General features: G+C 65.4%; 11 protein-coding genes and 1 tRNA gene. 7 read left to right on the top strand and 5 right to left on the bottom strand.

Annotation, left to right across the window (positions count from 1 at the left end; all coding sequences use genetic code 11):
- Positions 1–5 precede the first annotated feature (5 nt).
- Complete coding sequence (locus FGK64_RS19105; protein ID WP_246057830.1) at positions 6–548, bottom strand: sigma-70 family RNA polymerase sigma factor; 543 nt, start codon at positions 546–548, stop codon at positions 6–8.
- A gap of 285 nt (positions 549–833) precedes the next feature.
- Between FGK64_RS19105 and FGK64_RS19100 the strand changes: the two genes are divergently transcribed.
- The 4 genes from FGK64_RS19100 (at position 834) to FGK64_RS19085 (ending at position 4,077) form a co-directional block, all read left to right on the top strand.
- A complete protein-coding gene (locus tag FGK64_RS19100; protein ID WP_138865436.1) occupies positions 834–2,132 on the top strand; it encodes an NAD(P)/FAD-dependent oxidoreductase in 1,299 nt (432 codons plus the stop codon).
- Positions 2,129–2,893, top strand: coding sequence for a DUF1365 domain-containing protein (locus FGK64_RS19095; protein ID WP_138865435.1), 765 nt, complete (start codon positions 2,129–2,131; stop codon positions 2,891–2,893). The genes FGK64_RS19100 and FGK64_RS19095 overlap by 4 nt, the downstream gene beginning before the upstream one ends.
- 74 nt (positions 2,894–2,967) lie before the next feature.
- Complete coding sequence (locus FGK64_RS19090) at positions 2,968–3,699, top strand: SDR family NAD(P)-dependent oxidoreductase (RefSeq protein ID WP_138865434.1); 732 nt, start codon at positions 2,968–2,970, stop codon at positions 3,697–3,699.
- 63 nt (positions 3,700–3,762) lie between these two features.
- The gene (locus FGK64_RS19085) at positions 3,763–4,077 is read left to right on the top strand and encodes a DUF3775 domain-containing protein (RefSeq protein WP_138865433.1); all 315 of its coding nucleotides are present in this window, start codon (positions 3,763–3,765) and stop codon (positions 4,075–4,077) included.
- Between the two features lie 4 nt (positions 4,078–4,081).
- Here FGK64_RS19085 and FGK64_RS19080 read toward each other — a convergent pair whose 3' ends face one another.
- Together FGK64_RS19080 and FGK64_RS19075 are read right to left on the bottom strand one after the other, a co-directional pair.
- Positions 4,082–5,137 (bottom strand): saccharopine dehydrogenase, encoded by a 1,056-nt coding sequence (locus FGK64_RS19080; protein ID WP_138865432.1) that lies wholly within the window; start codon positions 5,135–5,137, stop codon positions 4,082–4,084.
- A gap of 22 nt (positions 5,138–5,159) precedes the next feature.
- A complete protein-coding gene (locus FGK64_RS19075; RefSeq protein WP_138865431.1) occupies positions 5,160–5,813 on the bottom strand; it encodes a histidine phosphatase family protein in 654 nt (217 codons plus the stop codon).
- Between the two features lie 187 nt (positions 5,814–6,000).
- On the opposite strand from FGK64_RS19075, the gene fdhF reads away from it, so the two are divergent.
- Entirely contained in the window at positions 6,001–8,760 is a 2,760-nt protein-coding gene (gene fdhF, locus FGK64_RS19070; protein WP_138865430.1) for a formate dehydrogenase subunit alpha, read from the top strand.
- A gap of 152 nt (positions 8,761–8,912) precedes the next feature.
- On the opposite strand, the gene FGK64_RS19065 is transcribed toward fdhF, so the two are convergent.
- Both FGK64_RS19065 and mutL read right to left on the bottom strand, forming a co-directional pair.
- A complete protein-coding gene (locus FGK64_RS19065; RefSeq protein ID WP_138865429.1) occupies positions 8,913–10,136 on the bottom strand; it encodes a DNA recombination protein RmuC in 1,224 nt (407 codons plus the stop codon).
- Positions 10,133–11,989 (bottom strand): DNA mismatch repair endonuclease MutL, encoded by a 1,857-nt coding sequence (mutL, locus tag FGK64_RS19060; protein ID WP_138865428.1) that lies wholly within the window; start codon positions 11,987–11,989, stop codon positions 10,133–10,135. Before mutL ends, FGK64_RS19065 begins: the two co-directional genes overlap by 4 nt.
- 174 nt (positions 11,990–12,163) lie before the next feature.
- Between mutL and FGK64_RS19055 the strand changes: the two genes are divergently transcribed.
- Positions 12,164–12,240: transfer RNA gene (locus tag FGK64_RS19055), tRNA-Met, on the top strand.
- Between the two features lie 134 nt (positions 12,241–12,374).
- Positions 12,375–13,295, top strand: coding sequence for a zinc metalloprotease HtpX (htpX, locus tag FGK64_RS19050; protein WP_138865427.1), 921 nt, complete (start codon positions 12,375–12,377; stop codon positions 13,293–13,295).
- Positions 13,296–13,298 lie beyond the last annotated feature (3 nt).

The following is a 13,298-nucleotide window of genomic DNA, read 5'->3' as shown; positions in this document are numbered from 1 at the left end:
AGACATCATTTCATGTGGTGGCGCAACCGGTCGAGCGCGAGCCGGATGCGGGATTTGATCGTGCCAAGCGGCAGACCGGTTTCAGCGGCGATCTCGCGGTGGCTGAGATCACCGAAATAGGTGCGTTCGATCAGGTGGCGCTGGGCCTCGGGCAGCTTGGTCATCGCGTCTTTCAGGCGCGCGCTGTCTTGCTGCAAGGCCAGGGCATCGGCCTGATCGGTCTCTGGTTCGGGGCCCCAGCCCAGATCTTCGGGTTCGGGCCGGCGCTGCTTGCGCAGCATGTCGATGCGGCGATTCCGGGCAATCGTGAAGATCCACGTCGCCGCCGAGGCGCGGGCCGGATCGAAAAGATGCGCCTTGCGCCATAGCGTCACCATCACGTCCTGCGCACATTCCTCGGCCGTGGTGGCATCGGCGCCGGATTTCATCATGAACCCGCGAATGCGCGGTGCAAAATGACAAAACAGCCGCGCAAAGGCATCACGGTCGCGATGATCGCGGATGCGCCCGATCAGGGCGGGCCAGTCCGGCTCGGCAGACGGTTCCATCGTGGTCAGTTCTTGCGGCTTGCTGCGCACGCGCTTCTTCGCCTTTGGTCCTGCGGCCCGCACCGCGACGGCGGGGCCGTCGGGCAAGTGCCCTGTATGGGACAGTGTATCGAGTTGCGCGCCAGTGAACATACCCCATCTACGCAACAGCCCCTGAGCCGGATCACCCGAGCCATAAAATTTTTCTGACGCGGGCAAAATCGCAGGTTTTTCAATCTATTTGTCATCCGGTTTCACCTAAAGCGCGTAAAGCCTTGGAAGTCACCCAATCGGAGCACCCGGCATATGCCATTTGAACAGACGGCCACGGCCCCAAGAAAAATCGCCGTGATCGGTGCCGGAATATCGGGAATGGGCGCGGCGCATCGCCTGTCAGACCTGCACAACGTCACCTTGTTCGACGCCGCACCCCGGCTGGGCGGCCACGCGCGCACCGTGATGGCCGGGCAGAATGGCACCCAGCCTGTCGATACCGGGTTCATCGTGTTCAACCGCGTGAACTATCCGAACCTCGTGCGGCTGTTTGAAGAGCTCGACGTGCCCGTGGTGGAAAGCGACATGAGCTTTGCCGCCTCGATCGACGGCGGTCGGATGGAATATTCGCTGAAGTCGCTTCGTGCCCTGTTCGGCCAGCCGGTGAACGCGCTGCGCCCCTCATTCCTGCGCATGGTGCGTGATATCCTGCACTTCAACGCGAACGCGCTTGAGGCTGCGCAGGACAAATCGCTCAGCGTGGGCGGCTTGCTCGATCGCCTTGGCACGGGCCGATGGTTTCGCGATTACTACCTGCTGCCGCTGTCCGGCGCGATCTGGTCGTCGCCCAAGGATCGGATCATGGATTTCCCGGCTTGGGCGATGATCCGGTTTTTCGACAACCACGCGCTGTTGCATCATTCGGGCCAGCATCAGTGGTACACGGTGCAGGGCGGATCGGTGGAATATGTCCGCCGGCTGGAGTCTGCGATGCGGCGCAAGGGGGTCCAGATTCGGCTGGATTGCCCGATAAAAGGCGTGCGGCGGATCGGATTGGGCGTCGAGGTGCGCGCCGAGGGGGCCGAATGGGAAGCCTTTGACGACGTGGTGTTCGCCACGCATTCCGACGACACGCTGCGCCTGCTGTCGGATCCCTCCGAGCAGGAACGCCGCGTGCTGGGCGCGATCCGCTATCACCCGAACCGCGCGGTGTTGCACTCTGATGTCTCGGTGATGCCGAACCGGCGGGCGATGTGGTCCAGCTGGAACTATGCCGGGCAAGGCGCCAGCGATGGCGACGGGATCGACCTGACCTATTGGATGAACTCTCTGCAACCGATCCCCCAGGCCGATCCGCTGTTCGTGACGCTGAACAGCCGCCGCCCCATCCGAGAAGAGCTGATTCACGACATCGCCGCCTTCCGCCACCCGGTGTTCGACGGCCCCGCCATCGCCGCCCAGGCCGAGGTTCCGGCCCTGAATGGCACGCGCAACACGTGGTTCTGTGGCGCCTGGGTGCGCAACGGGTTTCACGAAGACGGGCTTGCCAGCGCGCTGGACGTGGTCGCGGGCATCAATCGCATTCCCAACCTGCGGGTCGCCGCCGAGTGAACGCGCGCGTCGATCATATCGCGGGGCATACCTATCACGGGCGCAAGGGCGCGGTGGCGAATGCCTTTCGCTATGGCATTGATTACGTGTTGCTGAATGCCGAAGCCCCGGCCCCGCGCGCGCCGCGCCTGTTTTCCCGCAACGCGGGCAACGTGCTGTCGCTGCACGACCGAGACCATGGCGGGCCTCCGGGCGAAGGCGCGGGCGCACGATGGGCGCGCGACGTTCTGGCGCGGCACCAGCTGCCCTCGCCCGCGCGGATCGACCTGCTGGCGCAGCCGCGCGTGCTGGGCCATGTGTTCAACCCGGTCAGCTTCTGGTTGTGCCACCGTGCGGATGGGGCGCTTTATGCGGTGATTGCCGAGGTCACCAACACCTATGGCGAGCGGCACTCCTATCTGTGCCACCATTCCGACGCCGCGCCCATCACCCCCGAGTCCGAGTTGCATGCGACGAAAATCTTCCACGTCTCGCCGTTTCAGCCGGTGGCGGGCGACTACCGGTTCCGGTTCGACATTCGCGACGATCACATCGGTATCCGCATCGACTATGGCCGTGACAAGGGCGGGCTGATCGCCACGCTGACGGGCGCCCGCAAGCCCCTGACCACGCGCAGCGCACTGGCCATGTTGATCCGCCGCCCGTTCGGGTCGCGCCGGGTGCTGGCGCTGATTCACTGGCAGGCGCTGAAACTGTGGTGGAAGGGGGCAAGATTCCGCCACCTGCCGCCCCCGCCCAAGTCGGATGTCAGCCGCGGCTGAACTGGCAAAACCGCGACGGCGGGCTAGGTCAGGAACCAGATCAAAGCAGCAGAAAAAGCGAAAGGACGGGTGCCATGCACGACTGGCAGGGAAAACGGTATTGGCTGATTGGTGCGAGCGAGGGGCTGGGCGCCGCGCTGGCCGAAAAGCTGAGCCGCGTGGGTGTCGATCTGGTGCTCTCGGCCCGAAATGCCGAGCCGTTGCAGAAGCTGGCCGATCGCCTGCCGGGCCGCGCCGTCGTGCAGACGCTGGATGTGCAGGATGCCGACAGCATCCGCGCCGCCGCCGAGGCGATTGGCGAGGTCGATGGCGTTGTGTTCCTTGCCGGGACCTATTGGCCGATGTCGGCGAAAGAGTGGGACGCCGAGAAGGCCGAAACCATGTTTGACGTGAACCTGACCGGGCTGGCGCGCACGCTGGGCGTGGTCCTGCCGCCGATGGTGGCGCGCGACAAGGGCCATGTTGTCATCACCGGGTCGCTTTCGGGGTTTCGCGGGCTGCCGGGCGCCATCGGCTATGCCGCCTCGAAGGCCGGGGTCATGGCCTTGGCCGAATCGGTCTACGCCGATCTGAAGGATACCGGCGTGCGCGTGCAATTGGCGAACCCGGGCTTCATCAAGACCCGCCTGACCGACAAGAACGATTTCAAGATGCCCATGCTGATGGAGCCGGAAGACGCCGCGCGCTCGGTCTTTGAACACATGGGTTCGGACCGCTTCAAGCTCAGCTTTCCGCGCCCGTTTTCCTATGTGTTCCGGCTCGGCCAGTTTCTGCCGGACTGGCTCTATTTCCGGCTGTTTGCTTGAGATCAAAGACCGCCGTTCCTTTATCGGGTTCACTTGGGCCCGAGACATCAACGGAGGAAAGCCATGGAACTGTCACCTGCCAAGGTCGCGCAGATTGCGCTTATGGGGCACGAACTGGACCGCGCCGAGCCGGAGCTGCGCGGGCTGATCGAGAGGATGAGCGAGCAGGAACAGGCCGAACTGGTCGCCATCCTGTGGATCGGACGCGGCAGTTTCGAGCCCGAGGATTTCGCCGAGGCGGTCTCTACCGCCGCGGCAGAGGCCACCGTACCCTGCGCCGATTACCTGCTAGGTTCGCCGCATATGTCCGACCATCTGGAAAACGGCCTGGACGCGCTTGGCATTTCCGCGATGGACGCCGAAGACGACCTGATGTGAGCTCTCACACCCGCGCGACGTGGTCCTGAAACAGCGCGTTGGCGCGCGCCCAGACCGGCGAATCCGCATCGCCAAGCGTCAGGAGCGTCGGCAGCAATTGCCCCGCGAAATCCTGCGAGCTTTCCAGCGGCAGCATCGAGGGCAGGTTGTCGATTGCCATGATGTCGAGCGGGGGGTCATCGTGCACCCGCACGGCGGGCTTTTCCCATGTGGTCGCGCGGTCATACAGCGGGATCGGGTTGAACGGGCTGTCGGGATCGCAGGCGATATCGCCGATCACCCGCAGGTCGCGCGGTTGCGTCAGCGCCGGTTTCGTCACGAAACGCGGGGTTTCGCGGCGCGCCAGGATGCAGTTCAGAAACACCCCGTGGGCAAGGATTTCCGGGAACGGTCCGCCGCTGGCAGTTTCCGCCATGTCCCAGCGGGTGGGGGTAACACCGACTCGCGTGCACAGATCGGCCGCGCCGGTGCCAACCCGGCCCAACGCCCCGATCACCAGCGCTTTGGGGCGCGGCACCCCGGACCCGTCCAACTCACTTGTCAGCTCGGCCACCATGTCATCGGCGGTGGCATGGCGATGTGCGGGTGGCACCGCGCGGCCCGCCTGTTGCGCGGCCCAGACCGACAGCGCCACCGCCGCCCCGGCGAACCCCGCCCAGTAGCCAAAGGCCGCAACCCGGCGACCCGCATCATCGGTCAGGTATTCCAGATCCAGCAGCGTGCCGCCGCCCGCCTTGAACCGTTTCAGCAGCACCTTACCCGCCGCCTGATCCTTGTAGGCGTGGCCGAACATGATGTGGCGATGGCGCAGCGGCGTGCCATCCTCGGGCAGTTCCTTCAGGCCGAAGATCACCGCATCCTCCGGCGCCTCGGGCCAGCTGTTTTCCGGCGCAATCGTCGCGCCCGCATCGCGGAAGCCGTCGATCGGCAATACACGGGAGGCGCTGTTTTCGACCGTAACGCGCTTGCCCGCAGCGATCAGCGCGGCCACGCCTTCGGGCGTGATGCCGGTGCGGGTTTCATTGTCGCGCTGTTCGGCGCGCACCCAGATATGGGTCATGGGCCTGTCCTTCCGTTGCACGTCAGAAATGGGTCTGCGCGTGACGCCGCTCGGGCGTATCAAGGTGGGGCACCGCGTTGAACAGCACCGGCGTCAGATGCGCGCCAATGGGGTGCAGCCGGTGCATCGAGGTGTTCATGATCGCCAGCGCCACCCGCGAGGCCGCCGGAATATCCAGCCCCAAAGCGCGCCGGATCGCAAAGGAAATCAGCCCGCCCGAAGTGACCACCAGCGCCGGGCCATCGCCCTCGGCAATCTCGGCCAGCGACTGGGCCACGCGGTGTTCGAAATCGGCAAAGCGTTCGGGCACGTCCTCAAGCGCATCATCGGCCCAATGCCCAAACACCATCGGCAGATGGTCGATGAACCCCTCGCGCGAGTCGGGCAGCGCCACGCCATGTTGCCGCTCCATCAACTGCGAGAGCGTGAAATATTCCAATTCGTTCAGGCGCGGATCGACCACCGGTTCCATGCCAAGCCCCATCGAGGCCACGGTTTCGCGGTGCCGCACCAGCGACCCGCAGTACAGCCGCGGGTGAAACGCCTCGGTCTCGCGCAGGTGCTGGCCCAGCCATTCGGCCTGCGCATGGCCCAGCGGGCTGAGCCGGTCATAGCTGGTTTCGTCGCGCGCACCGGTATTGGCCTGACCGTGGCGGATAAGCGTGATATGAGACATGGGCGCCCGTCTTGCAGTGTTCGCGGCCTTTCTAGGGGCCACCGCGCCCCGTGAAAAGGCCCCCGGCAGCGACATGCGGTTCCGAAAGGAAACAGCGCGGCGCAAATTTGGTGGCATGCGTCGGGTTTGGAGAGTCGCGGCGGCTGCGCCCGTGGTCTAACGTGGCGCAATTACCCAGGAGGCAGATATGTCGGACAAGGTGCGTTTCACGCTGAACGGCGAAGAGATCGAGGCCGAAAAGGGCCTGACCATCTGGGAGGTGGCGAATGGCCGCGGCCTAGTGATCCCGCACCTGTGCCACAAACCGGCGCCCGGCTATCGCCCCGATGGCAACTGCCGTGCGTGCATGGTGGAAATCGAAGGCGAACGCACGCTGGCGGCCTCCTGCATCCGCGAACCCAGCGAAGGCATGGTCGTCACCTCTGTCTCGGCCCGCGCCGAACAGGCCCGCCGCATGGTGATGGAAATGCTGGTGACCGACCAGCCCGCTCCCGAGGTCGCCCACGACAAATCCAGCCACCTGTGGGACATGGCCGCGATGAACGGCGTCAGCGAAAGCCGCTTTCCCAAGCTGGAAGAGGGCCGCATACCGCTGCTGGATGACAGCCACGTCGCGATGCGCGTGAACCTGGATGCCTGTATCCAGTGCGGGTTGTGCGTGCGCGCCTGCCGCGAGGTTCAGGTGAACGACGTGATCGGCATGGCGGGCCGGGGGCATGACAGTTTTCCCACCTTCGACATGGCCGACCCGATGGGCGCCAGCACCTGTGTCGCCTGCGGCGAATGCGTGCAGGCCTGCCCCACCGGCGCGCTGATGCCCGCCACCGTGGTCGATGACGCGCAGGTCGGCGACAGCGCCGATTTCGACAGCGAAGTCGACAGCATCTGCCCCTTCTGCGGCGTCGGGTGCCAGGTCTCGCTCAAGGTCAAGGATGGCCGGGTGAAATACGTCGAGGGCATCAACGGCCCCGCCAACGAAGGCCGGTTGTGCGTCAAAGGCCGGTTCGGGTTCGACTATATCCACCACGACCACCGGCTGACCAAACCGCTGATCCGCCGCGAGGACGCGCCCGCCAAGGGGCTGAACGTCGACCCCGGCAACTGGCAGACCCACTTCCGCGAGGCGTCGTGGGACGAGGCGCTGGATTTCGCCGCCAAGGGGCTGAAGGGGCGCGGGCGCGAGGTGGCGGGCTTTGGCAGTGCGAAATGCACCAACGAAGAGGCCTATCTGTTCCAGAAGATGATCCGCCAGGGATTCGGCCACAACAATGTCGACCACTGCACGCGGTTGTGCCATGCCAGCTCGGTCGCGGCGCTGATGGAGAACGTCGGCTCGGGCGCGGTGACGGCCACCTTCAACGAAATCGAAAACGCCGACGTGGCCATCGTGATCGGGGCCAACCCGATCGAAAACCACCCGGTTGCCGCGACCTATTTCAAACAGTTCACCAAGCGCGGCGGCAAGCTGATCGTGATGGACCCGCGCGGACAAGCCCTGAAACGGTTTGCCAGCCACATGCTGCAATTCCGTCCCGGCGCCGACGTGTCGATGCTGAACGCGATCATGCATGTGATCGTCGAGGAGAAGCTCTACGATCAGCAGTATATCGAGGCCTATACCGAGAATTGGGAGGCCGAAAAGGCGCATCTGGCCGATTTCACGCCCGAGAAAATGTCCGAAATCTGCGGTATTGCCCCCGAGGTTCTGCGCGACGTGGCCCGCACATTTGCCGGCGCGCGCGCCGGGATGATCTTCTGGGGCATGGGCGTGTCGCAGCATATTCACGGCACCGACAATTCGCGCTGCCTGATCTCGCTGGCACTGATGACAGGCCAGGTCGGCCGCCCCGGTGCCGGTCTGCACCCGCTGCGCGGCCAGAACAACGTGCAGGGCGCATCGGATGCCGGGCTGATCCCGATGTTCCTGCCCGATTACCAGGACGTGACACAGGACGGCGTGCGCAGCGCCTTTACCGAGGTCTGGGGGTCTGGGGACTTCTCGAACCAGAAGGGCCTGACCGTGACCGAGATCATGGACGCGGTGCACGCAGGCGACATCAAGGCGATGTACGTGCTGGGCGAAAACCCCGCCATGTCGGACCCGGATGTGGATCACGCCCGCGCCGCCCTGGCCAAGCTCGACCACCTCGTGGTGCAGGACATCTTTCTGACCGAAACCGCGAACTATGCCGACGTGATCCTGCCCGCCAGCGCCTTTGCCGAGAAGTCGGGCACAGTGACCAACACCAACCGGCAGGTCCAGATGGGCCGCCCCGCCGTGCCACCCCCGGGCGAGGCGCGCGAGGACTGGTGGATCGAGGTCGAACTGGCGAAGCGGCTGGACCTTGGCTGGACATACAGCGGACCCGCCGAGGTGTTCGCCGAGATGAAGCAGAACATGAAGAGCCTCGACAACATCACCTGGGACAGGCTCGAGGCGCAGAACGTCGTCACCTACCCCTCGCTCTCGCCCGAGGATCCGGGGCAGGCGATCGTCTTCGCCGATGGCTTCCCCCGCGCGGGTGGCCGCGCCCGGTTCACCCCGGCCAGCGTGATCGCCCCCGACGAGGCGCCCGACAGCGATTACCCGATGATCCTGACCACCGGGCGGCAGCTGGAACATTGGCACACCGGCTCGATGACGCGCCGTTCCACGGTGCTCGATGCGGTCGAACCCGAGGCGAACTGCTCGCTGCATCCCAAGACGCTGCGCCGCCTTGGCGTGGCGCCGGGCGGGATGCTGCGCCTGACCACGCGCCGCGGCAGTGTCGAGGTGATGGCCCGCGCCGACCGCGCGGTGGCCGAGGACATGGTGTTTCTGCCCTTTGCCTATGTCGAAGCAGCGGCCAACATCCTGACCAACCCGGCGGTCGACCCCTACGGGAAGATCCCCGAGTTCAAGTTCTCGGCAGTGCGGGTAGAACCCGCAAGCGTGGCCGCAGAATAGGTCAGGCGGAGGGGGGCTCTGCCCCCGCCGCCCTTCGGGCGACTCCCCCGAGATATTTTGAGCCCAAAGAAGGCAGCGGGCGCCCTGCTTCTTTGGGCCGAAAATATCCTCGCCGAAGGCATCGCGCGGCACGCGCGATATGAGCGCGACACCTATCGCTCAAGCGGCAGGGACGTGGAATCCACCTCTGGCGCCAGCTCTTCGAAATCGAAATTGTCCAGCCGGGCGGCGCGTTTGCCGGCCCGTTCGGCAGCAGTGCTGATCTGGTCGAGGTCGGTGCGGGCCTGTGCGAAGTGGGTGTTGAGCTTGCCCACCCGTTCGACCACCAGTTCCATGTCGCGATGCAAAAGCTTCAATGTCGCGCGGATTGCGCCGGCCTGTTCGCGCATTCTTGCGTCTTTCAGGATCGCGCGCATGGTGTTGAGCGTCGCCATGCAGGTGGTCGGAGACACGATCCACACTCTCGCGGCAAAGCCTTCGCGCACCAGGTCGGCGAAATTGGCGTGCAACTCGGCATAGACCGCTTCGGAGGGCAGGAACATCAGCGCCCCGTCGGCGGTTTCGCCTTCGATGATATAGCGCTCGGAGATGGCCTTGATATGGGTCCGTACGGCGGTGCGCAGCGCTTGGCGGGCCTCTTTCACCTGTTGCGGGGTGTCGGCGGCGCGCAGGGATTCATACGCCTCGAGCGGGAACTTGCTGTCGATGGCGATGGGGCCCGGCGGGTTTGGCAGGTGGATCAGGCAATCGGCGCGGCGGCCATTGCCGAGCGTGGCCTGAAGCGCGTAGCTGTCGGGCGGCAAAGCCTTGGACACGATGTCATTCAGCTGGATTTCGCCAAAGGCGCCGCGTGTCTGCTTGTTGCTGAGGATGTCCTGAAGCCCAAGCACGTCGCCGGACAGCTTGGCGATATTATCCTGCGCGCGGTCGATCGTGGCCAGCCGCTCTTGCAGTTGCGTCAGCGAGGTCACCGTTTGTTTCGAGGTGCCATGCAGCGTTTCCTTCATCCGCTCCTGCATCTCGGCGAGCGCACGGGCCGAGCGCATGGCGTTGTCGGCGAGCCGGTCGTTCATCTGCTGCTGGACGGAGGCGAGCCGCGATTCGACGGTCTGGATCACCTGCGCTTGCGCATTGGCCTGCGTGTCGGAGACGGTTTGCAGCCCGCCGCGCAGCTGTTCCTGCCCATAGCCCAGCTGCTGTACATGGCCGCCCAGCACCTGCATATGGCGGGCCAGCGGCTCGGCCATCCGCGCCGCCCGGGCAGAGGCGCGGATCGACAGAACCAGCAGAAACAGCATCAACAGTGCCAGACCGACACCGCCCGAGGCCAGTAGCACGAGCGGGTCGGACAGCGTGACGTCGCCCAGCTGGTTCATGTGCGCCCGAACAGGCGTTCGATGTCCGACAGGCGCAATTCGACATAGGTGGGGCGGCCGTGGTTGCACTGGCCGGAATGCGGCGTCGCCTCCATCTCGCGCAGCAGGGCGTTCATTTCTTCGGCGCGCATCCGGCGGCCCGAGCGGATCGAACCATGGCAGGCGACGCGCGACAGGATCGCCTCGATTCGGGCTTGCAGCGTTGTGGCGCTGCCCGCGTCGGCGAGTTCGTCGAGGATGTCGGCGACCAGCGCGGCGGCGTTGACCTCGCCCAGGATGGCGGGCGTTTCGCGCACCGCAACCGCCGTGCCGCCGAAGGCTTCGATGGTCAGCCCCAGCGCCACCAGGTCGGGCGCAATGTCGAGCAGGCTGTCGCGATCAGACGCCGACAGCTCGACAATCTCGGGGATCAATAACGCCTGCGCCGCAACCCCGTTTTCGGCCATCTGGCGTTTGAGTTTCTCATAGACCAGCCGTTCGTGGGCGGCGTGCTGGTCGACGATGACCATGCCGGTTTCGGTCTGGGCGATGATGTAGTTTTCGTGCACCTGCCCGCGCGCGGCTCCAAGAGGCAGGTGCTCGGCGGGCGTCACCTCGGGCATGGGTTCGGGTTCGACCACGCGGGCCGAGAATCCGGCGTTCAGCTCGTCGAACCCTTGGGGCGCGGGTTCGGCCGGGCGTTGTGCGGCATAGCCCAGGCCCCGTGCGGCGGGCGAGGGGCGATCCATCTGGTAGACGCGCGCGCCGGTGGGTTCGGGGCGCATCGCGCCCAGCGTGGCCCCGGCAACAGTGGTCGAGGCGCGGTGCCCGGCTTCGGCCAGCGCGTGGCGCAGGCCCGACACGATCAGCCCGCGCGCGGTGCCGGGGTCGCGAAACCGGACCTCGGATTTTGCGGGGTGCACGTTGACGTCAACCAACGTCGGATCGCAATCGATGAACAGCGCGGCGGCGGGGTGCCTGTCGCGGCTGAGGAAATCGAAATAGGCGGCGCGCAGGGCGCCATACAGCATCTTGTCGCGCACCGGGCGGCCGTTCACGAACAGGAATTGCGTCACCGCCGCGCCCCGCGAATAGGTGGGCAGCGCGGCATAGCCGAACAGGCGCAGCCCGTCGCGCGTGGCATCGATTCGCAAGGCATTGTCGGCAAAATCGCGCCCGATCACGCCCGACAGCCGCCCGTGCAGCGCATCGAACAGATCGCCCGATTCGGCATCAGCGCGAAACAGCGACCGGCCTTCGCCGCCGCCGCTGACATCGCGCAGGGTAAACCCGATGGCGGGTTCGGCCATGGCAAGGCGGCGCACAGTGTCGGCGATGGCCTGGGTTTCTGCCCGGTCGCTGCGCATGAATTTCAGCCGCGCGGGGGTGGCGTGGAACAGATCGGCCAATTCGACGACCGTGCCCGCGCTCAGCGCCGCCGGGCGCACCGGCTCCATCCGCCCGCCCGAAACGCGGATCACCGCCGCGTCATGGCCCGGCGCGCGACTGGTGACCGAGAGCCGCCCGACCGCGCCGAGCGAAGGCAGCGCCTCGCCCCGGAAGCCGAAGGTGTGGATGTTCAACAGGTCGGTCCCGTCGATTTTCGACGTGGCATGGCGAGCCAAGGCCAGCGGCAGATCGTCGGGCGCGATTCCACAGCCATCGTCCGTTACGCGGATCAGCGTTTTGCCGCCATCGGCGATGTCGATGCGGATGCGCGTTGCCCCTGCGTCAATCGCGTTTTCCACCAGTTCCTTGACCGCAGAAGCCGGGCGTTCAACCACCTCGCCCGCCGCGATACGGTTGATCGCGGCATCGTCCAGCTGCCGGATGACGGGCCGAGACTCGCCGATATTGGGGTTCGCATGTGCCATACCGCAAAACCTAGCATGGCGCAGTTTGATTCTGCCACCCACTCGCTGCGATTTGGCGGGCTGCTTAGGGCGGAAATCCGCAGCACATAATTGTAAAAAATTTTTGTCAAAAAAACCGCCAATCCGCATTGCACCTCCCGACGAAGCCCACTAGATAGCGGGCACGTCAATTGGCGCGGGATGGAGCAGCCCGGTAGCTCGTCAGGCTCATAACCTGAAGGTCGTAGGTTCAAATCCTACTCCCGCAACCAAATTGATCGGCCAACGCCCTCGCATCTGCGGGGGCTTTGTCGTTTTCGGGGCGGCGCGCGGCCGTCCCCTTGCCCCGCCCGGAACCATCGCCATATCTGACAGGTTAAAGCGGCAGGCAGGCGCGGAGTGTCCGATGGGTTACGTGAAGACGGCGATGTTGATGGCAGCGATGACGGCGCTGTTTATGGGGGTCGGTTATCTGATCGGAGGTTCCGGCGGCGCGGTGATTGCCCTTGTTGTCGCGGCGGTGATGAATGGGTTCACCTGGTGGAATTCCGACCGCATGGTGCTGCGGATGCACAATGCGCAAGAGGTTGCCGCGGGCGACCGGTTCGGCCTGCATGATCTGGTGGCAGAGCTTGCGCGCAATGCCGGGTTGCCGCAGCCCAAGGTCTACATCATGAACACCGAGCAGCCGAATGCCTTTGCCACTGGGCGCAACCCCGAGAATGCCGCCGTCGCGGTGACGACGGGGCTGATGCGCAGCCTGTCGCGCGAGGAACTGGCCGGGGTTGTCGCGCACGAGTTGGCGCATATCCGCAACCATGACACGGCGATCATGACGGTTACGGCGACTTTTGCGGGCGCGATTTCGATGCTGGCGAATTTTGCGCTGTTCTTTGGCGGCTCGCGCGAGCGGCTGGGGCTGATTGGCACGCTGATGATGATGTTTCTGGCCCCGATGGCGGCGGCGCTGGTGCAGATGGCGATCAGCCGGACCCGCGAATATGCCGCCGACAAGGCCGGTGCCGAGATTTGCGGGCATCCGATGTGGCTGGCTTCGGCCCTGCAGAAAATCGCGATGGGCGCGGCGCGGATCGATAACCACGCCGCCGAGCGGAACCCGGCCACGGCGCATATGTTCATCATCAACCCGCTGCACGCGCACAAGCACGACAGCCTGTTCGCGACACACCCGGCCACGGAAAACCGCATCGCCGCGCTGCGCGAGATGGCCGGGCAAGCCACGCCCCAGCGGCGCGAGGATCCGCGCGTTCAGCCCAGCGGGATGCCCAAGGTGCGGCGGCGCGGCACGCCGGGGCCGTGGTCGTAAACG

The organism is Arenibacterium halophilum (assembly GCF_005938225.1).
Classification (GTDB): Bacteria; Pseudomonadota; Alphaproteobacteria; order Rhodobacterales; family Rhodobacteraceae; genus Arenibacterium; species Arenibacterium halophilum.
The sequence above is the reverse complement of the archived record's forward strand: the minus strand, read 5'-3'. Positions and strand labels throughout refer to the sequence as shown.